22 protein-coding genes are annotated in these 22,326 nt (G+C 63.0%); 18 read left to right on the top strand and 4 right to left on the bottom strand.

Features of this window, described 5'->3' with window-relative positions:
• Positions 1-134: 134 nt before the first annotated feature.
• From hemL to IE125_RS05265, 4 genes are all read right to left on the bottom strand, one after another.
• A complete protein-coding gene (hemL, locus tag IE125_RS05280) occupies positions 135-1,421 on the bottom strand; it encodes a glutamate-1-semialdehyde 2,1-aminomutase (protein WP_189443583.1) in 1,287 nt (428 codons plus the stop codon).
• 31 nt (positions 1,422-1,452) lie between these two features.
• Positions 1,453-2,130 carry a thiamine phosphate synthase gene (gene thiE / locus IE125_RS05275; protein WP_189443582.1) on the bottom strand — a complete coding sequence of 226 codons (678 nt, stop codon included), beginning with the start codon at positions 2,128-2,130 and terminating at the stop codon, positions 1,453-1,455.
• A gap of 2 nt (positions 2,131-2,132) precedes the next feature.
• Positions 2,133-2,960, bottom strand: coding sequence for a bifunctional hydroxymethylpyrimidine kinase/phosphomethylpyrimidine kinase (thiD, locus tag IE125_RS05270; RefSeq protein WP_189443581.1), 828 nt, complete (start codon positions 2,958-2,960; stop codon positions 2,133-2,135).
• A 169-nt stretch (positions 2,961-3,129) separates the two neighbouring features.
• On the bottom strand, positions 3,130-4,884 hold the full coding sequence (locus IE125_RS05265; protein ID WP_373297375.1) for a chloride channel protein: 1,755 nt from the start codon (positions 4,882-4,884) through the stop codon (positions 3,130-3,132).
• 333 nt (positions 4,885-5,217) lie between these two features.
• Between IE125_RS05265 and erpA the strand changes: the two genes are divergently transcribed.
• The 18 genes from erpA (at position 5,218) to glmU (ending at position 22,105) form a co-directional block, all read left to right on the top strand.
• Positions 5,218-5,571, top strand: coding sequence for an iron-sulfur cluster insertion protein ErpA (erpA, locus tag IE125_RS05260; protein WP_189443580.1), 354 nt, complete (start codon positions 5,218-5,220; stop codon positions 5,569-5,571).
• A 157-nt stretch (positions 5,572-5,728) separates the two neighbouring features.
• Positions 5,729-6,502: a transporter substrate-binding domain-containing protein gene (locus IE125_RS05255; protein WP_189443579.1), complete on the top strand. Its 774-nt coding sequence runs from the start codon at positions 5,729-5,731 to the stop codon at positions 6,500-6,502.
• A 98-nt stretch (positions 6,503-6,600) separates the two neighbouring features.
• Positions 6,601-7,269, top strand: coding sequence for an amino acid ABC transporter permease (locus IE125_RS05250; RefSeq protein WP_189443578.1), 669 nt, complete (start codon positions 6,601-6,603; stop codon positions 7,267-7,269).
• Positions 7,266-8,060, top strand: a complete 795-nt coding sequence (locus tag IE125_RS05245) for an amino acid ABC transporter ATP-binding protein (protein ID WP_308430118.1) — start codon at positions 7,266-7,268, stop codon at positions 8,058-8,060. The genes IE125_RS05250 and IE125_RS05245 overlap by 4 nt, the downstream gene beginning before the upstream one ends.
• A 734-nt stretch (positions 8,061-8,794) precedes the next feature.
• A complete protein-coding gene (gene mnmG / locus IE125_RS05240) occupies positions 8,795-10,690 on the top strand; it encodes a tRNA uridine-5-carboxymethylaminomethyl(34) synthesis enzyme MnmG (protein ID WP_189443577.1) in 1,896 nt (631 codons plus the stop codon).
• The gene (rsmG, locus tag IE125_RS05235) at positions 10,687-11,322 is read left to right on the top strand and encodes a 16S rRNA (guanine(527)-N(7))-methyltransferase RsmG (RefSeq protein ID WP_189443576.1); all 636 of its coding nucleotides are present in this window, start codon (positions 10,687-10,689) and stop codon (positions 11,320-11,322) included. The genes mnmG and rsmG overlap by 4 nt, the downstream gene beginning before the upstream one ends.
• 73 nt (positions 11,323-11,395) lie before the next feature.
• Positions 11,396-12,163, top strand: coding sequence for a ParA family protein (locus IE125_RS05230; protein WP_189443575.1), 768 nt, complete (start codon positions 11,396-11,398; stop codon positions 12,161-12,163).
• Between the two features lie 25 nt (positions 12,164-12,188).
• A complete protein-coding gene (locus IE125_RS05225) occupies positions 12,189-13,109 on the top strand; it encodes a ParB/RepB/Spo0J family partition protein (protein WP_189443574.1) in 921 nt (306 codons plus the stop codon).
• Positions 13,110-13,330: 221 nt separating this feature from the next.
• Complete coding sequence (locus IE125_RS05220; protein WP_189443573.1) at positions 13,331-13,741, top strand: F0F1 ATP synthase subunit I; 411 nt, start codon at positions 13,331-13,333, stop codon at positions 13,739-13,741.
• Between the two features lie 3 nt (positions 13,742-13,744).
• Positions 13,745-14,611, top strand: coding sequence for a F0F1 ATP synthase subunit A (gene atpB / locus IE125_RS05215; protein ID WP_189443572.1), 867 nt, complete (start codon positions 13,745-13,747; stop codon positions 14,609-14,611).
• 73 nt (positions 14,612-14,684) lie between these two features.
• Positions 14,685-14,933: a F0F1 ATP synthase subunit C gene (gene atpE, locus IE125_RS05210; RefSeq protein ID WP_011508579.1), complete on the top strand. Its 249-nt coding sequence runs from the start codon at positions 14,685-14,687 to the stop codon at positions 14,931-14,933.
• 69 nt (positions 14,934-15,002) lie between these two features.
• Positions 15,003-15,473, top strand: a complete 471-nt coding sequence (locus tag IE125_RS05205) for a F0F1 ATP synthase subunit B (protein ID WP_189443571.1) — start codon at positions 15,003-15,005, stop codon at positions 15,471-15,473.
• A gap of 11 nt (positions 15,474-15,484) precedes the next feature.
• On the top strand, positions 15,485-16,033 hold the full coding sequence (locus tag IE125_RS05200; RefSeq protein ID WP_189443570.1) for a F0F1 ATP synthase subunit delta: 549 nt from the start codon (positions 15,485-15,487) through the stop codon (positions 16,031-16,033).
• Positions 16,034-16,049: 16 nt separating this feature from the next.
• Positions 16,050-17,594, top strand: a complete 1,545-nt coding sequence (gene atpA / locus IE125_RS05195; protein WP_189443569.1) for a F0F1 ATP synthase subunit alpha — start codon at positions 16,050-16,052, stop codon at positions 17,592-17,594.
• A gap of 74 nt (positions 17,595-17,668) precedes the next feature.
• On the top strand, positions 17,669-18,547 hold the full coding sequence (gene atpG / locus IE125_RS05190) for a F0F1 ATP synthase subunit gamma (RefSeq protein ID WP_189443568.1): 879 nt from the start codon (positions 17,669-17,671) through the stop codon (positions 18,545-18,547).
• Between the two features lie 117 nt (positions 18,548-18,664).
• On the top strand, positions 18,665-20,056 hold the full coding sequence (gene atpD / locus IE125_RS05185) for a F0F1 ATP synthase subunit beta (protein WP_189443567.1): 1,392 nt from the start codon (positions 18,665-18,667) through the stop codon (positions 20,054-20,056).
• Positions 20,057-20,116: 60 nt separating this feature from the next.
• Entirely contained in the window at positions 20,117-20,542 is a 426-nt protein-coding gene (locus IE125_RS05180) for a F0F1 ATP synthase subunit epsilon (RefSeq protein ID WP_189443566.1), read from the top strand.
• A 195-nt stretch (positions 20,543-20,737) separates the two neighbouring features.
• Complete coding sequence (glmU, locus tag IE125_RS05175; protein WP_189443565.1) at positions 20,738-22,105, top strand: bifunctional UDP-N-acetylglucosamine diphosphorylase/glucosamine-1-phosphate N-acetyltransferase GlmU; 1,368 nt, start codon at positions 20,738-20,740, stop codon at positions 22,103-22,105.
• Positions 22,106-22,326: the final 221 nt, after the last annotated feature.

Here is a 22,326-nt window from a genome sequence, read left to right as displayed (position 1 = left end):
ATAACTGCCCGTTCCATAGCTGTCCGATCCGTCACCGATCGTTGCATGGCTGACAATCGACGCGATGACAGCCAAGGCCTCGAGGGCCTCTCACACGTCGCCGACCATCACGCCGACGACAGAACCCCAGATCGTCATGGACGCAGGACAGCGAAGGCGCGCTCGCTGGCGGTCAGCGTCGCTTGAATGTCGTCATGCGTGTGCGCGCTCGACATGAAACCGGCCTCGAACGGTGACGGCGCCAGGTAGACACCACTCTCGAGCATTTTCGAGAAGAAATCGCGAAACGCCTGGGCATCGCAGGCCGTCGCCTGGGCGAAGTTGTCGACCCGCTGCTGCGCGGTGAAGAAAAGTCCGAACATGCCACCGGCACGCTGCGTGATCAACTCCACGCCGGCTGCGTCGGCGCGTGCCTGAAGCCCATCGCACAGCGTATCGACCCGCGTGGCGAGAGCGTCGTGGAAACCAGGCTGACGAATCTTCTCGAGCAGCGTGATGCCTGCCGCCATGGCCAGCGGATTGCCGGAGAGCGTGCCCGCCTGATAGACCGGACCCAGCGGCGATATCTGCTCCATGATCTCGCGCTTGCCGCCAAAAGCGCCGACCGGCATGCCGCCGCCGACGATCTTGCCGAGGCAAGTGAGATCGGGGGTGATGCCGTAATGCGCCTGAGCGCCACCCAGCGCCACGCGGAAACCGGTCATTACCTCGTCGAAGATCAGCACGGCAGCGTGAGCGTCACACACCTCGCGCAGCGCCTTCAGAAAACCGGGCTGCGGCGGAATGCAGTTCATGTTTCCCGCAACGGGCTCGACGATGATGCCGGCGATCTGATCGCCGATCGACTCGAAACAGTCGTGAACGGCGTCGATATCGTTGTAGGAAAGGGTGATGGTGTGCTCGGCCAGCGACGCCGGAACGCCCGGGGAGCTCGGTTCGCCGTGTGTCAGAGCCCCCGACCCGGCCTTGACCAGCAGAGAGTCGGAATGCCCATGGTAGTTGCCCTCGAACTTGACGATCTTGTCACGCCCGGTGAACCCGCGAGCCAAGCGAATCGCGGACATCGTCGCTTCGGTGCCGGAGTTGACCATGCGCACCATATCCATCGACGGCATGATCTCGCAGATCAGGTCGGCCATGGTGGTCTCGATCGCCGTGGGCGTGCCGAACGACAGGCCGCTATCGAGGCGCTCGCGCACGGCCGTCAGCACTTCGGGATCGGCATGACCGGTGATCATCGGCCCCCAGGAACCGACATAGTCGATGTAACGCTGCCCTTCGACATCGTAGAGGTAGGCGCCCTGGGCGCGCTCGACGAAGATCGGCGAGCGCGACATGCCCTTGAAGGCGCGCACCGGCGAGTTGACCCCGCCAGGAATATGGCGACAGGCGCGTTCGAAGAGTTCGGCGGAAGTGGTCATGTCGTATTCTCTCGCAGAAACAGTGACAAAATTAACGTTGGCCGACGGCGGCAGTGGCATCCACTGCGGTCGCAAGCGCACGAACGGCGCCGGCGATATCGGGCATGCCGAAAATGGCATGAACCACCGCCAGCATCTCCGCACCGGCGGCGCGCGCCTGGCCGGCGGTATCGATGTCGATGCCGCCGATGGCGACACGCGGCAATCCCAGGGTTGCCACTTCCGACAGCACCGAAAGCCGCGCCGGGGAAGCCTCGGGCTTGGTCTTCGAGGCGAAAAAGCGTCCGAACGCGAGATAACTCGCCCCCGCTTGCGCCGCCGCCGTCGCGAGTCGGGTCGAATCGTAGCAGGTCGCGCCGATGATCGCCGCCCCGCCCAGCCGTTCGCGTGCCTCGCTCAGCCTGGCATCCTCCTGCCCCAGATGAAGGCCGATGCTCGCGCCCCACCGCTGCTGAAGCCGCTGCGCCAGCGCGAGGTCGTCATTGATGATCAGCGGCACCGCATGACGCTCGCAAAGCGCGGCCAGGGCGTCGCTCTGGCGCCAGCGCAGGGCGTCGTCAGCAGACTTGTCGCGGTATTGCAGCAGGGCAATGCCGGCTTCGAGCGCCGTCTCGCAGGCGCCGAGCAGGCTTCGGTCGTCAGGCAGCAGGTGGCTATCGGTAATGGCATAGATCCCGCGCAGCGCGGGGTTATCGAGAGCGGCGACCATGATCACTCCAGCGTGGCATCGAAATCTGGCGCCCGCCAGGCGCGGTCCGGCAGGTACTGCCCCTGGCCAAGCGCCAGGGCATTGTCGAGCGTATCCCAGGTAAACCGCTGCGCCTGGGCGCAGGCAGCGGCCAGCCCCTCGCCAGCCGCCAGCCGCGAGGCGAGCGCAGAAGCCAGCGTACAGCCGGAGCCGTGATAGTTGGCCGGCAGACGCGGCCACTGCCACTGACGATTGAGCTCCGGCGTATGCAGGGTATGCACGACATTACCGGCTGCCGCTTCTCCCTCCAGCGGATCGGTACCGGTAACCAGCACCGCAGCGCAGCCAAGCGACATGATCTCCACCACCTGGGTGACCTCGTCGGCCTCCGGCGCCGCGGCGAGCAGCGCCAGCTCGCGACGATTGGGCGTCAGGATATCCACAAGCGGTAGCAGTCGGCTTCGGAGCGTCTCGGCCAGACCGGGTGTGGATAACTCGGTTCCCGCGCCGCTCGCCACGACCGGATCGAGGATCAGCGGCACGCCGGGCGCCATCCGCGCCACGTCAATCACCGCCTCCAAGACTTCCAGATCGGGAATCAGGCCGACCTTGATCGCACTGACGCGAAAATCATCGAGCAGTGCCCGGGCCGCGCGACGGATGAAATCGCCGCGACAGGCTTCGACGTCAATGACGTCGCGCGTCGATTGCACCGTCATGGCGGTGGGCACCGTCACCGGCCAGCCGCCGCAGCCGCGCACCGCTTCGGCATCGGCGACCAGGCCGGCGCCACCACTGGGATCGTGACCCGCCAGAATCATGACAACGGGTTTATCGTCATAGCGAATCATGGCGCCACTCCGCGGCTGGCGCCATCAGCACTCGCGACGAATTCTCTCGTCGCCAGCATCACTGCTCTTTCCAGCCCATTCGATCGGTCAACGAGGCAGCCAGTCGGATATCGCATCGGTGCTCTCCTCTTCGATCGTGTCGGCTCATCAACGCTTGCGACAGCGCTCATCAGCGTTTGCGCCGATAGTAGTTCTCGATCGCTTCTCGCGTGATGATACCGGAAATCCGCCGTATCATCGGCGCCGTGGTGTGTTCGACGTAGAGCGCATCGACGCCCGATTCGGTCAGTGTATCGTAGGCCTCGGACAGCGTGGCTTCGAGATGCACGGGAGCGAGATCGAGGCGCTGTCCCGGCACCTCCTCGAGATCGATCTGCTCGTGTTCGGCAAGCCACGCCTCGTCGTGGAGCACGCGCGCCAGATGGGCGGCCTTCATCGCCAACGGCGGCTTCTCCTTGTCATCCTGAGTGATCACCAGCCAGGTGGGCTTGGAGTCCAGCAGCGCCTTGGCCCGCTCCTGGTCGATCACCCGCGGCGTGCGTACCAGATTGCGTTCCATCACCGCCGGTACCGCGACCCTCGAGAGCGCCTGCATTAGCGGCTGCTGCAGCGGATGCAGACCCTGCTGCGCGAGACTGGAGAGGAAAAATCCCTGGCAGCGGCAGAGCTGGCGGGCCGTCATCACCGCCACCACGACCGCCAGCATGCCGGGGAGCACGATCTCGGTATTGCGCGTCAGTTCGAGCAGCGCCAGCAGCGCCGCCAGCGGCGCCTGCAGCGCGGCCGCCATCATCGCCGCCATCCCCAGCACCGCATAAAGATCCGGCGCCGTGGTCACGCTCGGCAGCAGAGAGCCGCCGATCACCCCCATCAGCGCGCCCACGGCCGCGCCTGACACCAGCATCGGACCGATGATGCCGACCGGCACGCCGCCGGCGATGCAGATCGCGGTCAGCGCGAGCTTGCCCACCGCCAGCACCAACAGGACATCCAGCGCCACGCTCCCGTTGAGCATGCGATCGATGCTGTCGTAACCGATCCCCTGCACCTCGGGATACCACCAAGCGACTGCGGCCGTCAGCAGGCCGATGACGCCCAGACGCAGGGCAAACGGCAGTCGAGTCACCGCACTGTGGCCCTGGGAAAGCCGCACGAATCCACCCGCGAGCAACCCCACCACCAGTGCGGTGACCACGATCCCCGGCAGGTCCATCAGCGAATCCAGATGCAGCGGCGGGACGCTGAAGGCAGGCTCGGCACCGTAGACGGTCCACGACACCAGCGCGCCCATGGTCGAGGCCAAAATGACCGGCATGAAACCGGCGATGGTGTACTCCATCATCACCACTTCCATGGCGAAGATGACACCGGCGATCGGCGTATTGAAAGACGCGGCGATGCCCGCCGCCGTGCCGCAGGCAACCAGGACGCGCAGACTGTTGTGCGGCAGACGCAGGCGCGTACCGATCCAGCTCGAGGCGGCCGATCCCAGATGAATGGCGGGGCCCTCACGACCAGCCGAGAGGCCACCGAGCACGGAAACGATGCCGACCCACCATTGATTGACCCAGTTGCGCAGCGGCATCTTCCCCTGCTGGTAGGCGAGACGCTCGATGACGTGACTGATCCCCATCTTGGCGGCGCGGCCGGGCTGCGGCCAGAGCCAGAAGCCGATCAGCGCGACCGCCGCAAGCGGCAGTGCCGCTCTCAAAAAGGGTGACAGCGACTCGAACGCCTCGGGATCGGCATCCGGCATGAAGAAGAGCGCGCCAAAATTGAGCAGCAGGCGAAACGCGACCATGACGCTGCCGGTGAGAATGCCCGCGAGAATACCGAGAATACAGAGCTGCGGCATGGCATCGACGCTCGCGAGCTGGCGTCGAAACCGTTCGAGACTGGGGCGTTTCATAGCGAACCGAGGCACGCGCGACAAACCGTTCTCCTTGCCCGACTCACCGCTCGTCTTGTCATCGATCGCAGCCCGGCGTAGCGATGACGAACGAGCCATTCGATCCTGCAGCGCCCGGTTCGCCATCGATCAAGAGGCTGCCGTACCGTGCGAGCGTACGACGGCGCAATCATCATACACCGATCGGCCCCGCTCCGCGGACTTGTCGGAGCAGCCCTGGACCCGACAAAGTTGACCCTTTTACTGGGTATTACCGATAATGAGTCGATATCCGCGGCGCTGCCGCCAGACCGATTCACCCGCCGAGCACCGTCGAACCGGGCTCGGCCCTCTCGAGGGAGCGTGACGATGAGTACAGTGGAGTCCTTCGCTCCAACGCCGATGTTCTTCACCGACGCGGCGGCCAGGCGCGTCAAGGCGCTGATCGCCGAAGAAAACAACGCAACGCTCAAGCTGCGGGTCTACGTGACCGGCGGGGGCTGCTCCGGCTTTCAATACGGGTTCGATCTCGCCGACCAGACCGCCGAAGACGACACGATCATCGATAACGACGGCGTCAGCATGGTGATCGATTCGCTCTCCTATCAATATCTGGTCGGCTCGACGGTCGACTTCGAGGAGGGGCTCGCCGGCGCACGTTTCATCATCAAGAATCCCAACGCCCAGTCCACCTGCGGCTGCGGTGCCTCCTTCTCGGTCTAACGCGATCTCGGTCTGACCCGATACGGCGGGACTTGATCCGATACTCGGCCTGGTGCAGCTCTCGACGAGCAAAACCTAGGTCGACTTGACGTTCCGTAACACTCTTCCTCAAGGTAGATGGTGATTGTCGAAACCAATCAACAACTTGAGGAACACCATGAAAAACAACACCACGATCGGCCAGTGGCTGGCCATTCCCGCCATGGCGCTATCGCTGGGGGCTACCACGCTCGCCCACGCCCAGGACGATACCCTGAACGCCGCCACCGATCCCAGCTTCGTTCCCTTCGAGATGATGGATCAGGACAGCGGTGAAATGGTCGGCTTCGACATGGACATGCTCCACGAGATCGCCAACCGCGCCGGGTTCGACATCGATCTCAAGACCATGGATTTCAACGGCATCATTCCTGCCGTGCAGACGGGCAACGTCGATCTGGCCATCGCCGGCATCACCATCACCGATGAACGCCAGAAGATCGTCGACTTCAGCGATCCTTACTACGACTCGGGCTTGCGTGTCCTGGTTCCGGCGTCGAGCGACGCGAGTTCGCTCGATGACCTCGCCGGCAAGCGGATCGCCACCAAGATCGGCTCCACCAGCTACGACTACCTGCAGAAGAAGCTCGGGGACAACGCGGAAATCACGCCGTATCCAGGCAGTTCCGACATGTACATGGCCCTGATGGGCGGTAGTGCGGACGCCGTCTTCTACGATGCGCCCAACGTCGGTTACTTCGCCCAGACCAAAGGCCAGGGCAAGGTGAAAGTGGTCGGCCCGATGTACGAAGGCCAGCAGTACGGCATTGCCTTCGCCAAGGGCAGCGACTGGGTCGAGCCGGCCAACAAGGCCCTCGCGTCCATGCACGAAGACGGCACCTACGACGAGATCTACGAGAAGTGGTTCGGCAAGGCACCCGACGCCAAGTAACCGCCATCGTCCGAATCGAGGCCGGAACCCAGCGTTCCGGCCTCGCTGGTTAGTGGAGTCGCCAAGGCTCCCCGCTACCGCTGTCGAGGAAATACCGCGTGGAATTCAACTTCCAGTTCGACTGGCAGGCGGCGATCGCGTCGCTGCCCTTCCTGCTCAAAGGCCTGCCCTACACTCTGCTGATCTCCTTCGCCGGTCTCGCCATCGGCTTCGTCGTCGGCATTCTCTGCGGACTCATGCGGATCAGTCCGACCCGCTGGTTGCGCTATCCCGCGATCGTCTATATCGAGGTTTTCCGCGGCACCCCGGTACTGGTGCAGGTGCTGTTCATCTTCTACGGCTTGCCGTCGCTGCTCGGCGGGCCGATCAATGCCCTGACTGCCGGTATTGCCGCAATCGCGCTCAACGCCGGTGCCTACATCTCCGAAATCGTGCGCGGTGGCGTGCAGTCGATCGAACGCGGTCAACGCGAAGCCGGGCTGTCACTCGGTCTCTCCGGAGGACAGACTTTCCGCTATATCGTCTGGCCGCAGGCGCTCAAGCGCATGATTCCCGCACTCGGCAATCAGGGTATCGTCAGCATCAAGGACACCTCGCTGTTCTCGGTGATCGGCGTCGGCGAGCTGGTCCGTCAGGGCCAGGTCTATATCGCCCAGACGTTCACCGCACTCGAGGTCTACTTCATGATCGCACTGCTCTATCTGGTGATCACGCTGAGCCTGTCGATGGCTCTGAGTCTGCTCGAACGCAAGGGGCTGGTGGGATGAATGACAAAGTGAAACGCAACCGGCCGACAGACGAGACGGCTGACACGACGCCCATCGTGCGAATGGAGCGAGTCAACAAGCATTTCGGCGAACTGCACGTGATGCGGGATATCGACCTCTCGGTCGCCCCTGGCGAAGTGGTGGTGATCATCGGTGCCAGCGGCTCGGGCAAATCGACGCTGATTCGCTGCGTCAACGGCCTGGAGCCGTTCCAGTCAGGACGGATCGAGGTCGACGGCAACACGCTCTCGCCCAACGGTGCCAGCGGCAAGTCGCTGCAGGCAGTGCGTACCGAAGTCGGCATGGTGTTTCAGCAGTTCAATCTGTTTCCCCACCTGTCGATTCGCGACAACGTGACGCTGGCCCCGCGCAAGGTCCGTGGCTGGACGCGGCAGCAGGCCGACGATACCGCCAGACGCCTGCTCGAACGGGTCGGCATCATCGATCAGGCCGACAAGTTTCCCGGCCAGCTCTCGGGTGGTCAGCAACAGCGCGTGGCGCTGGCGCGTGCCCTGGCGATGGAACCTCGCCTGATGCTGTTCGACGAGCCCACCTCGGCGCTCGATCCCGAAATGATCGGTGAAGTGCTGGATGCCATGCGCGAACTGGCCAATGACGGCATGACGATGATGATCGTGACACACGAGATGGGCTTCGCCCGCGAAGTCGCCGATCGCGTTGTGTTCGTCCACAACGGCCAGATCGTCGAACAGGGCCCGCCGGCTGCGCTTTTCGACACACCGCAGCACGATCGCACTCAGGCATTCCTCTCGCGCGTGCTCAAGCACTAGACATACCCTCGAACGCGACGCCGTTTCGGCTGCCGGGACACTCTCGCCCATGGCAGGGACGGTGTCGCCAACCTGGCCACGCCTTGCGTCATTTCCTCTCCAGCGACGCTCCTTCACCGGCCCGGTAGCTACACTTTTCCCGCGCAACCTGTCAACACGACTGGAATCGGTCATTCGACATCCTCCCCAGGGCTGACTTTCCCCTGTGGACAATTTTTTTCACGACCTGACGATAGCCCGCACCGCCTCTGCCTCCGAGCCAATATCGGCGGTTGTTGAGAGTCGCGGTGACAGTTAGCGTATGCAGCGGTGGAAAAGTCGTGCGCTCGCTGGCCTGTGCATAAACCCCGGAGTCATCCACAGCTTGAACAGCGCTCGTCAGCAGCCTTCCCAGCGTTTTTCAAACCATTCGATAACAATTTAAGCTACCGTTTTCGTTGAAGAAAAAACAGATATCCACAGAAAATGTCCACACCAATAGTCACTATCACAACAGAACTTCTTTATATTTTTCTTTTTTTATATTGATGAAGTATCGGTAGCGGACCCGGACGAAAAGTCGGTGTGGAAAACCCCCTGACGGTTACCCACAGGAGGTTTATACTGTGCGGCTTTCGTCGCCATCGGCGGCTGCCGTTCCGGGTTCATTGACGCTGCGTCAATAATCTTTCGGGACGCCCTTTGCCCAGATTCATTCACTGTCGGGTGCCGGCGGGTACCCAACGAGGTGAGACGTGGAATACCCCGACCGTTTTCAGGTCATCGTGATCGGCGGTGGCCATGCCGGTACCGAAGCGGCGCTCGCCGCTGCCCGCAGCGGTGCCCGCACGCTGCTTTTGACGCACAACATCGAGACGCTGGGCCAGATGTCCTGCAACCCGGCGATCGGCGGTATCGGCAAGAGCCATCTGGTCAAGGAGATCGATGCGCTGGGCGGTGCCATGGCCGAGGCAACCGATCTCGCCGGTATCCAGTTCCGCGTGCTCAATTCGCGCAAGGGGCCGGCAGTGAGGGCCACGCGTGCCCAGGCGGACCGGGTCCGTTACAAGGCCGCCATTCGCGGCATGCTGGAGAATCAGGCCAATCTCACGCTGTTCCAGCAGGGCGTCGATGATCTGATTGTGGATAACGACACCGTGACCGGCGTGGTCACGCAGACGGGTATCCGGTTCATGGCCGATACCGTGGTGCTGTGTACCGGTACGTTTCTCGGCGGGATCATTCACGTTGGGCTCGACCATCACGCCGGTGGCCGCGCCGGCGACCCGCCTGCGAATGCGCTGGCGCAGCGGCTACGCGCGCTGCCGTTTCGCGTCGATCGGCTGAAGACCGGTACACCGCCACGAATCGATGCCAAGAGCGTCGACTTCTCGCGTCTCGAACCGCAGCCGGGTGACACGCCGCTACCGGTAATGTCCTATCTGGGGTCTCGCGATCAGCATCCGCGCCAGGTCGAGTGCCACATCGCGCACACCAACGAGCGAACTCACGAGATCATCTTCGCCAATCTCGATCGTTCACCGATGTACTCCGGCGTCATCGAGGGCGTCGGGCCGCGTTACTGCCCGTCGATCGAGGACAAGGTCCACCGCTTCGCTGACAAGACCAGTCATCAGGTCTTCATCGAGCCGGAGGGCCTGGAGACTCACGAGCTCTATCCCAACGGGATATCGACCTCGCTGCCGTTCGATGTGCAGCTGCAGGTCGTGCGCTCGATCGTCGGCCTGGAAAACGCTCATATCACGCGCCCGGGATATGCGATCGAATACGATTTCTTCGATCCGCGCGATCTCAGGCACTCGCTCGAGACGAAGTTTATCCACAACCTGTATTTCGCCGGCCAGATCAACGGCACCACGGGCTACGAGGAAGCGGGCGCCCAGGGGCTGCTGGCAGGACTCAACGCGGCGCGGCGCGCCCGAGGCGAAGACGCCTGGTGGCCGCGTCGTGACGAGGCCTATCTCGGCGTTCTGGTCGACGACCTGATCAGCATGGGAACGCAGGAGCCCTACCGCATGTTCACCTCGCGCGCCGAGTATCGGCTGCTGCTGCGCGAGGACAATGCCGATCTGCGACTGACCGAGGCCGGGCGCCGTCTGGGGCTGGTCGATGACCGTCGCTGGCAGGCCTTCTCGACCAAGCGCGAGCGCATCGAACGCGAAAACGAACGTCTACGCACGACCTGGATTCAGCCCGGCACGCCCGGGGCTGAACGGTTGGCCGAAAAGCTCGGCCAGCCGCTCGCTCGCGAATACAACCTGATGGATCTGCTCAAGCGCCCCGAGCTCGGTTACGCCGACGTCGCCTCGCTCAAGGGCGAGCCGGTCGATGACGAACCCGTCGCCGAACAGGTGCAGATCGAGGCGAAATACGCGGGTTATATCGCGCGACAGCAGGACGAGATCGAGCGTCTCAAGCGCCACGAGGCAACGCCGCTGCCGGAAGGACTCGATTACGCCAAGGTCGAGGGGCTTTCGCACGAGATTCGCCAGAAGCTCGCCTCGGCGCGTCCCGCGACGCTTGGCCAGGCCGGGCGTCTCTCGGGGGTGACGCCCGCGGCAGTCTCGATCCTGCTGATCCATCTCAAGAAGCGTCGCCTGATCGACGACAGCCGGGCGCTCAGCGCATGAATTCAGGCTGTGAACGTCTGCTCGACACCGGCCTGGCGGCACTCAAGGTCGAAATCGATGCCGTCCAGCGCCAACGACTGCTGGGCCTTCTGGGGCTGTTGCACAAGTGGAACCGCGCCTATAACCTCACCGCAGTGCGCTCGCCCGAGGCGATGGTGAGCCGGCATCTGCTCGACAGCGCCAGCGTGGCGTTCGCCGTTGAAGGGCCGCGTCTGCTCGATGTCGGTGCCGGGCCGGGATTTCCCGGCCTCGTGCTGGCCATCCTGAATCCCGACCTCGAGGTCACGCTGGTGGACAGCAACGGCAAGAAGGTTCGCTTTCAGCGCCAGGCCGTCATGGAACTCGGGCTTGCCAACGTGCGCTGTGAGCAGGCGCGGGTCGAGGCGTTCAGCGACACCTTCGATCAGATCATCTCGCGAGCCTTCGCGGCACTCGGTGACTTCGTCGGCTTGACCGAGCCGCTGCTGAAGCCCGGCGGAGAGTGGCTGGCGATGAAGGGAGGGCTCGACGCCGAAGAGCGCGAGTCGCTGCCGCCGAACGTGGCGATCCGGGAACGCCGGTCGCTGACGGTGCCGGGGCTCGAGGACGCCGAGCGTCAGCTCCTGCGCCTCGAGCGAATCGCCGGATCATGATGGTTTCATCCCGTGGCTTGAACCACGGGTCGCGCGTAACGCTGTGGTTTCGTCTTGACGAAGGGAGTCGCCAGTGACCCGAATCATCGCATTGACCAACCAGAAAGGCGGGGTTGGCAAGACCACCACCGCGGTCAATCTGGCGGCCTGTCTGGCGGCGCTCGACCGGCGCGTGCTGCTGATCGATCTCGATCCTCAAGGCCACGCCACCATGGGCAGTGGCGTCGACAAGCACGATCTGGACGGTAGCGTACTGGACGTGCTGCTCGGCGAACTGAGTGCTGCCGAAGCGATCGTCGACTGCGCCGTGGCCGGCTATGCGTTGCTCCCGGGTAACGGGGATCTGACTGCTGCCGAGGTCGACCTGCTCGACCGTGATGGCCGCGAACGTGTTCTCGAAGGGGCGATCGAAAGCGTCGCCTCCGATTACGACGTGGTCATCATCGACTGCCCGCCATCGCTCAACATGCTCACCGTCAATGCATTGACCGCCGCTCACGGCGTCTTGATCCCGGTGCAGTGCGAGTTCTACGCGCTGGAGGGGCTGTCGGCGCTGCTCGATACCGTCGAGCAGATCCAGGAGAGCGTGAACCCGAGCCTCGAGATTTTCGGCATCGTGCGCACCATGTTCGATCCGCGCAACAGTCTGACTCGCGACGTCAGCAAGCAGCTTGGCCAGTATTTCGGCGATGCGCTACTCAAGGCCACCATCCCGCGCAACGTGCGGGTCGCCGAAGCGCCGAGTCACGGCGTGCCGGTCACCAAATACGCGCGGCTCTCGCGCGGCAGCCAGGCGCACCGCGTCCTGGCCAAGGAACTGATTCGCCGCCTGGCGCTGTAATGACGATGATTGCGAGGAATACGCCATGACGACGCGCAAACGCCCGCTGGGACGCGGTCTCGATGCCCTGATCGGCTCCAGCGCCCGTCGTCGGGATAGCCTCAACGGCAGCGATGCGTCAGGCCAGGAGGACGCCACGCCGGCCCAGGCGGCGCCCCAAGCTCAGGGTGCCGACGAGCGTCTCGAGCGCCTGCCGCTGCGCCAGCTGACGCGGGGCAAGTATCAGCCCCGACGCGATATTCAGCCCGAAGCGCTTGAGGAACTTGCCGATTCGATCCGCGCCCAGGGCGTGATGCAGCCGATCGTGGTGCGACAAATTGGCGCAGAGCGCTACGAGATCATCGCCGGCGAACGTCGCTGGAGAGCCTCTCAACTGGCCGAGCTGGAGACCATCCCGGCGGTCATTCGCGAGGTCAGTGATGAGGTCGCGCTGGCGCTGGCGCTGATCGAAAACATCCAGCGTGAAAACCTCAACCCGGTCGAAGAAGCGATGGCGCTGAAGCGCCTGCTGGAGGAGTTCGAGCTGACCCAGCAGCAGGTGGCCGATGCCGTGGGACGCTCCCGCGCCCAGGTGGCCAATCTGCTTCGGCTGCTGGCGCTCGACCCCCACGTTCAGACCCTGCTCGAACGGGGCGATCTCGACATGGGGCATGCCCGTGCCCTGCTGACGCTGTCCCCCGCCAAGCAGCGCCACGCGGCGCACGAAGTGGTCGCTCGCGAGCTGACGGTGCGTCAGACCGAAGCCCTGGTGAAGCAGATCGCCAGTGGTCAGAAAAAGAACGAGGAGAAGCGTCAGCCGGCGGATGTCGGGCGGCTCGAGAATCGCCTGGCGGATCTGCTCGGCGCGCCGGTCAAGATTCATCACAACAGCTCCGGCAAAGGGCGTGTCACCATTCGCTACACCAGCCTCGACGAGCTCGACGGCATCCTCGGGCATATTCGTTGATCGGGCATGCGACGGGCGGGAAAACTATTTAGCGCGTTAACGGAATTTGCGCACTTTTCCTGTTCGTTTGCTGCGCAAGACGCATCAGATCGGTGCAGGTTCGGTTGAAGCCCCCTGACCGCTTCTCTATAATCCGCCGAGATTTGCCGGGCTGACGCCGGCTGTAGCAAAACAAGACGCTCTCAGGATCCGACGATTCACCGACAGGCGAGACCGACGCCATGCAGACAGCGGCACCGGCCAAGCTTCCACGACCACGGATCAAGGCGCTGATCGGGCTACAGTGCGGCCTCGTGGTGGGCATGACCCTCGTCGCCTGGGGTATCGGGAACAGTGGCATCGCGCTTTCCGTTCTGTGCGGCGGCCTGGTGGCTGCGCTTCCCAATGCCTTCTTTGCCTGGCGCGCTTTCCGCTATCAGGGGGCGAGCCGGGCAAGAGACATCGTCAAGAGCTTCTATCAAGCCGAGACCGGCAAGTTCGGTTTGACGGCGGTACTGTTCACGCTGGTTTTCGTGGCCGTGCCCCCCTCAAACCCTGCTTTCTTCTTTGGCGCTTATGTGTTGACGTTGCTGGTGCAGTGGCTTGGCCCCTGGTTCCTGCGTCGACCGTCACACACACAATCTCGAGGCTGATCCATGGCTGGCAACAACCCGACGAGTACGGAGTACATTCAGCACCACCTCCAGAACATGACCTTCGGTCTGCACCCGGAGCATGGCTGGTCGATGGCGCACTCCGCCGAGGAAGCCTCGCAGATGGGCTTCTGGGCCATTCACGTCGACACCATGCTGTGGTCGATCGGCCTCGGCGTGCTGTTCCTGGTGCTGTTCCGGATGGTCGCCAAACGGGCTTCCACCGGCGTGCCGACCGGCTTGCAGAACTTCGTCGAGATGATGGTCGAATTCGTCGACGGCTCCGTGCGTGAGACCTTCCACGGCAAGAGCAAACTGATCGCGCCGCTGTCGCTGACGATCTTCTGCTGGATATTCCTGATGAACCTGATGGACCTGGTGCCGGTGGATTTCCTGCCGATGCTGGCCCAGAAAGTGGGTGCCTGGTTCGGCGCCGATCCCGCCCACGTCTACTTCAAGGTCGTGCCCACGACCGACGTCAACGCGACCTTCGGCATGTCGCTCTCCGTGTTTGCCCTGATCATCTTCTACTCCATTCGCACCAAGGGCGTGTCCGGTTTCATCGCCGAGCTGACGCTGCATCCGTTCAGCACGTCCAACAAGTTTGCCCAGATCCTGTTGATTCCGATCAATTTCCTGCTCGAGGCCGTCACCCTTCTGGCCAAGCCGGTTTCGCTGTCGCTGCGACTGTTCGGCAACCTCTACGCCGGTGAATTGATCTTCATCCTGATCGCGATGATCGGATTGTGGCAGCTGCCGCTGCACTTCCCTTGGGCGGTGTTCCACATCCTGATCATCACGCTACAGGCCTTCATCTTCATGATGCTCACCATCGTCTATCTCAGCATGGCGACCGAAGAGCAGCATTGAGACGCGTTTCCCACTAACCCTTAACCCTTGTAAAACTCGACTGAGCAAGACTCGACTGAAACTGGAGACAACCATGGAAGCACAAGTTCTGGGCATGACCGCGATCGCCGTTTCTCTGCTGATCGGCCTCGGCGCACTGGGTACCGCCATCGGCTTCGGTATCCTCGGCGGCAAGTTCCTGGAAGGCGCCGCGCGTCAGCCGGAAATGATCCCGCAGCTGCAGGTCAAGATGTTCATCGTGGCGGGTCTGCTCGACGCCGTAACCATGATCGGTGTCGGTATCGCCCTGTTCTTCACCTTCGCCAACCCGTTTGTCGGTTAACGTCGCCGCTTGCGGCCCGCGTGGCCCCGGTGACATTAACCCCAAACTTGTGACGCGAGAGGTGCTGGCGTGAATCTGAACCTTACACTGATTGGTCAGGCCATTGCCTTTGCAGTCTTCGTCTGGTTCTGCATGAAGTACGTATGGCCGCCGGTCATGCAAGCGCTGCAGGAACGACAGAAGAAGATTGCCGACGGTCTGGATGCGGCCAGCCGTGCTACCCGAGATCTCGAACTGGCGCAGGAGAAGGCCAACGAGACCCTCAAGGAGAGCAAGGAGCAGGCGCAACAGATCCTCGAACAGGCCAACAAGCGGGCCAATCAGATCGTCGAAGAAGCCCGCGAGACTGCGCGGGCCGAAGGCGAGCGCATCATCGAGAGCGCTCGCAGCGAAATCGATCAGGAGATCAATCGCGCGAAGGAAGAGCTGCGGTCCCAGGTGTCCGTACTGGCCGTGGCCGGTGCCGAGCGCATCCTGGAATCCTCCATCGACGAAGCGAAGCATCGTGAGCTCGTCGACAAGCTCGCTGCCGAGCTCTAAGGAGGCGCACCATGGCTCAATCGTCTAGCGAAACCGTGGCACGACCCTACGCCAAGGCGGCGTTCGAGTTCGCGCGCGACCAGCAGGCGCTTCAAGCGTGGTCCCAGAGTCTGTCGCTGGCAGCCGCTGCTGCCAGCGACGCCGATGTTGGCGAACGCATCCTCGGCAATCCGCGTCTGACCCAAGCGGACAAGACCCGGTTGCTGCTCGAGGTATGCGGTGACGATGCCTTCGACGAACGCGTGGAGAATTTCCTGCGCCTCGTCGGTGAAAAGGATCGTCTGGCCGCGCTACCCGACATCTTCGAGGAGTTCGAGGTGCTGCGCGCCCAGGAAGAGAAGCGAGTCGATGTCACCATCGTCTCCGCATTCGAACTGGACGACGCGCAGCAGACTCGCCTCGCCGAGGCTCTGAAGAAGCGTCTGAATCGTGAAATCTCCATTACCACTCAGGTGGACCGCGAGCTGTTGGGCGGCGTGATCCTGCGTACCGGCGATACCGTCATCGACGGTTCCGTACGCGGTCGATTGCAGCGTCTGCGCGAAGCGCTCACCGCTTGAGTTCGAGGGACATGGCATGCAGCAACTGAATCCTTCCGAGATCAGCGACATCATCAAACAGCGTATCGAAAAGCTGGATGTCGCCTCCGAAGCCCGTAATCAGGGCACCGTCGTCAGCGTCGCTGACGGCATCGTTCGCATCCACGGCCTGGCCGACGCGATGCTGGGCGAGATGATCGAATTCCCCGGTGGCGTCTACGGTATGGCGCTCAACCTCGAGCGTGACAGCGTCGGTGCCGTCATCCTGGGTGACTACCTCGAGCTCGAAGAGGGCATGACCGCGCAGTGCACCGGTCGCATCCTCGAAGTGCCGGTGGGTCCGGAGCTTGTCGGCCGCGTCGTCGACTCGCTCGGTAACCCGATCGACGGCAAGGGCGATCTCGAGACCAAGATGACCGATGCGATCGAAAAGGTCGCACCGGGCGTCATCACGCGCCAGTCGGTCGATCAGCCGGTGCAGACCGGTCTCAAGTCGATCGACGCCATGGTGCCGATCGGTCGTGGTCAGCGCGAGCTGATCATCGGTGACCGCCAGATCGGTAAGTCCGCGGTGGCGATCGACGCGATCATCAACCAGAAAGGCACCGGGATCACCTGTATCTACGTGGCCATCGGTCAGAAGCAGTCGACCATCGCCAACGTGGTGCGCAAGCTCGAGGAGCACGGCGCGATGGATCACACCATCGTCGTCGCTGCCGGCGCTGCCGACCCGGCCGCCATGCAGTATCTGGCGCCGTATGCCGGCTGCACCATGGGCGAGTACTTCCGTGATCGCGGCGAAGACGCGCTGATCGTCTACGACGACCTCTCCAAGCAGGCCGTCGCTTATCGTCAGATCTCGCTGCTGCTGCGTCGTCCGCCGGGCCGCGAAGCCTATCCGGGTGATGTGTTCTACCTCCACTCCCGCCTGCTCGAGCGTGCCGCGCGCGTCAATGCCGAGTACGTCGAGAAGTTCACCAACGGCGAAGTGAAGGGCAAGACCGGTTCGCTGACGGCACTGCCGATCATCGAAACCCAGGGTGGCGATGTCTCCGCGTTCGTACCGACCAACGTGATCTCGATCACCGACGGTCAGATCTTCCTCGAGACGGGCTTGTTCAACTCGGGTATCCGCCCGGCGATCAACGCCGGTCTCTCGGTATCTCGTGTCGGCGGTTCGGCGCAGACCAAGATCATCAAGAAGCTGGGTGGTGGTGTGCGTCTGGCGCTGGCGCAGTATCGCGAGCTGGCTGCGTTCTCGCAGTTCGCTTCCGATCTCGACGAGGCGACCCGAAAGCAGCTCGAGCACGGTCAGCGCGTGACCGAACTGATGAAGCAGAAGCAGTACTCGCCGATGTCGGTTGCCGAGATGGGGGTGACACTGTTCGCCGCCAACGAAGGCTTCCTCGACGATGTCGCGGTCGACAAGGTGCTGGATTTCGAGCGTGCCCTTCAGGATTACATGAAGGCCGAGCACGCCGACCTGCTCGACAAGATCAACCAGAGCGGCGGCTACGACGACGAGATTCAAAAGGGTCTCAAGTCGGGTCTCGAGTCGTTCAAGTCCACTCAGACCTGGTAAGCGGCACGGCGCGCTCTGCCAACATCGAGCGCGCCGTATCGCCCAGCTGAGCGGCATGAATCAGGTGATCCGCGATGGCAGCTGCAAAAGAGATCAAATCCCAGATCGGAAGCATCAAGAACACGCAGAAAATCACCAGTGCAATGGAAATGGTGGCTGCGTCGAAGATGCGCCGGGCGCAGGAGCGCATGGCGGCAAGTCAGCCCTATGCGAACCTGATCCGTCGGGTGGTCGGCCATGTGGCCAAGGCCAACCCGGAGTACCGCCACGACTATATGGTCGAGCGTGAGGTCAAGCGCGTCGGCTATATCGTCGTTTCCAGTGACCGCGGCCTGGCCGGCGGCCTGAACGTCAACCTGTTCAAGGCAGTGGTCAAGCACGCCCGTGAATGGGACCAACAAGGCGTCGGTGCCGACTTCGCGGCGATCGGCAGCAAGGCAGCCGGCTTCTTCAACAAGCACGGCGGCAATCTGCTGGCGGCGAAGAAGGGGCTCGGCGATGCGCCCGAAGCCCAGGATCTGGTCGGTAGCGTCAAGGTGATGCTCGATGCCTTCGACGAAGGCAATCTGGATCGGCTTTACGTGGTGTATAACGAGTTCGTCAACACCATGAGTCAGAAGCCCGTCGTTCGTCAGCTTCTGCCGCTCGCCGCGGCCGAGGATGACGCCGAGGGAGAGGAACAAGTCCGTCCCGACAATTGGGACTACCTGTATGAGCCGGATGCCAAGACCCTGCTCGATCACTTGCTGGTTCGCTACGTCGAGTCCCAGGTGTATCAAGCCGTGGTCGAAAACGCTGCCTGCGAGCAGGCGGCGCGGATGATCGCGATGAAGAACGCGACCGACAACGCCGGCAATCTGATTGACGATCTTCAACTGGTGTACAACAAGGCGCGTCAGGCGGCCATTACCCAGGAAATTTCGGAAATCGTCGGTGGTGCCGCGGCGGTATGACGATGTCGTCGCCTTCGCGGCGGCGGTCTCGAGTACGGCTTGGCCAAGCGCCGCGTGGATGAGTTCACTTCGCGCGACGCCCTGAAGGTTTCATTTGCAGGTTTACGAGGAACCACTATGAGCGGACGTATCGTACAAATCATCGGCGCGGTGATTGACGTAGAGTTTCCGCGGGACAATGTCCCCAAGGTCTACGACGCGCTGACGGTCTCGGGCAAAGAGGCCATTCTCGAAGTGCAACAGCAGCTCGGCGACGGCGTGGTACGCGCCATCGTCATGGGCTCCAGTGAAGGTCTCCAGCGCGGCATCGAAGTGCAAAACACCGGTGCCCCCATCTCCGTGCCGGTCGGTACCGAGACGCTGGGCCGCATCATGAACGTGCTGGGCGAGCCGATCGACGAGGCCGGCGCCATCGGCGGTGATAAAGCCGCCGACGTCGAGCGCATGCCGATCCACCGTCAGGCGCCGAGCTACGCCGATCAGGCCGCCTCCAGCGAGCTGCTCGAGACTGGCATCAAGGTCATCGATCTGGTCTGCCCGTTCGCCAAGGGCGGCAAGGTCGGCCTGTTCGGCGGCGCCGGTGTGGGCAAGACCGTCAACATGATGGAGCTTATCCGCAACATCGCCACCGAGCACAGCGGTTACTCCGTGTTCGCGGGTGTCGGTGAGCGTACGCGTGAAGGTAACGACTTCTATCACGAGATGCAGGAGTCGAACGTTCTCGACAAGGTCGCGCTGGTCTACGGCCAGATGAACGAGCCGCCGGGCAACCGTCTGCGTGTCGCCCTGACCGGTCTGACCATCGCCGAGAAGTTCCGTGACGAAGGTCGCGACGTGCTGCTGTTCGTCGACAACATCTACCGCTATACGCTGGCCGGTACCGAGGTCTCCGCACTGCTCGGCCGCATGCCGTCGGCGGTGGGCTATCAGCCGACGCTGGCCGAAGAGATGGGTGCCCTGCAGGAGCGTATCACCTCGACCAAGACCGGTTCGATCACATCCGTGCAGGCCGTCTACGTGCCCGCGGATGACTTGACCGACCCGTCGCCGGCAACGACCTTCGCGCACCTGGATTCGACCGTGACACTGTCGCGTTCGATCGCCGAGCTGGGTATCTATCCGGCCGTCGATCCGCTCGACTCCACGTCACGTCAGCTCGACCCGCTGGTGGTTGGCGAGGAGCACTACAACATCGCACGCGGTGTGCAGAACGTGCTCCAGCGCTACAAGGAACTCAAGGACATCATCGCCATCCTCGGGATGGACGAGCTGTCCGACGAAGACAAGCAGGCCGTGGCCCGCGCGCGTAAGATCCAGCGCTTCCTGTCGCAGCCGTTCTTCGTCGCCGAAGTGTTCACCGGAGCGCCCGGCAAGTACGTCTCGCTGAAGGAGACCATCCGTGGTTTCCAGGGCATCCTCAACGGCGACTACGACGACATGCCGGAGCAGGCGTTCTACATGGTCGGCACCATCGACGAAGCGGTCGAGAAAGCCAAGAGCATGAAGTAAGCCTGCCGCGTTCCCGAGGCCATCGTCTCGGGAACGGGCTCCGTTTGGAAGGATATCGATATGGCCACATTTCAGTGTGACATCGTCAGTGCCGAGAAGGAGATTTTCTCGGGAGATGTCGAGCAGCTGATCGCTGCCGGCGTGGCTGGCGATCTGGGTATCCTGCGCGGTCACGCGCCGCTTTTGACCGAGCTCAAGCCCGGTCCGGTGCGCGTGATCCAGGAGAACGGCGAGGAAGAGCTCTACTACGTCACCGGCGGCTTCCTCGAAGTGCAGCCGGACGTGGTTTCGGTACTGGCGGATACCGCCACTCGTGCCAGCGATCTGGACGAGGCCGAAGCCGAGCAGGCGCGCCAGCACGCGTTGCAGTCGCTCAATGACAAGCAGTCCGAGATCGACTACACCCGCGCGGCAGCCGAGCTGGCCGAAGCGACCGCACAGCTGCGCACGCTGCAGCAGCTGCGTCGCAAGAGCGGCCGCGGCTGAGACGGGCGCCAGGCTCGTCGGTTCTCCAGGCAGTATTCTCGAGCAGTAATCTATAGGGCGGCTCTCCGGAGTCGCCTTTTTCTTTGCCTCTCGCACGTTTCATGTCCAGCCTCACCTCACCTTGTCGACGCTGTGTGGCTGGCGCTCACGCGCTAGAATGACGCCCAATTTCCACTGACCCAAGGATTGATGCCCATGACTCTCGACGTCGTGATTCTGGCTGCCGGCCAAGGCACGCGCATGCGCTCGAAGACGCCGAAGGTACTCCACCCGCTGGCGGGACGGCCGTTGGTGAAACATGTCGTCGATACGGCGGCCGGGCTCGATGGCGCCAAGCTTCACGTCGTGGTCGGGCATGCCGGTGAGGCGGTGCGCGCCTCTCTGGGCGAGCGTGAGTTGACGTTCTGCGAGCAGGCCGAACAGAAGGGCACGGGGCATGCGGTGGCACAAGCGCTCGCTGGCCTCGGTGAAGGCAAGGTATTGGTACTTTACGGTGACGTGCCGCTGATTCAGGCGAAGACGCTGGAGTCGCTGCTGGAGACGGTCGATGAGTCGCACATGGCACTGTTGACCGTGACGCTGGAGGATCCGACCGGCTACGGGCGCATCGTGCGTGGCGACAAGAATGCCGTCACTGCCATCGTCGAGCACAAGGATGCCGACGCGGGTCAGCGCGCCATCCGCGAATGCAATACCGGCATCATGGCGATGACTGCCGCTCAGCTCCGGCGTTGGCTGCCAGAGCTCTCCGCCGAGAATGCCCAGGGTGAATACTATCTGACCGACGTGATCGCCATGGCGGTCGCCGATGGCGTCGAGGTCTCCGTCAGTCAGCCGACGTCGCCGGTCGAAGTCGAGGGCGTCAATGATCGGCGCCAGCTCGCCGCGCTGGAGCGCGCCTATCAGCGTCGCCAGGCTGAACAACTGATGAGCGCTGGCGTCACTCTGGCCGACCCGGCGCGCTTCGACCTACGCGGTGAGGTGACGGTGGGGCGTGATATCGCCATCGATATCAACGTGATTCTGGAAGGCAAGGTGACACTGGAGGACGACGTGGTGATCGGCCCCAACTGCGTGATCAAGGACAGCGTTCTGCGTCGCGGTGCCGCGGTGAAAGCCAATAGTCATCTCGAAGGCGTCGAAATGGGCGAGGGCAGCGATTGCGGCCCGTTCGCTCGATTGCGCCCCGGCACGCGCTTGGGCGCCAAGGCCCACGTCGGCAACTTCGTCGAGACCAAGAACGCGATGCTCGGTGAGGGCGTGAAGGCGGGGCATCTGAGCTATCTGGGCGACGCCGAGATCGGCGCCGGCACCAATATTGGCGCCGGTACCATCACCTGCAACTACGACGGCGCCAACAAGCATCGCACCCAGATCGGCGAGTACGTCTTCGTCGGCTCCAACAGCGCGCTGGTCGCCCCGGTCACCATCGGCGATCGCGCCACGATCGGGGCAGGCTCCACGATCACTCGTGAAGTGAAGGACGATGACCTGGCTTTAGGCCGCAGCCGTCAGGTCGCCAAGGCGGGCTGGCAGCGCCCGGTGAAAAAGCCGAAGCCTTGATAGGTTCGGGCCCTCACTCGGGGCTTATTCACTTCAGTCAAGATTACGACTGACGAGAGCTTTACGGCTGTCGTCGTCGTGACTGCGAGGGGTAAGCCCCTCGCGCTCCCCTTTTTCGCGCCACAGGCTCAATGAATCCCGAACGCCTCCGTCAGCGCTTCGGGTCGGCGCGCAAGGACATCTGACCGCCATGGATGGCGGAAATGCAGAAAATGCAGGAG

The organism is Salinicola rhizosphaerae, from assembly GCF_014652715.1.
GTDB lineage: Bacteria > Pseudomonadota > Gammaproteobacteria > Pseudomonadales > Halomonadaceae > Salinicola > Salinicola rhizosphaerae.
This window is presented reverse-complemented; position numbering and strand designations above follow the sequence as displayed.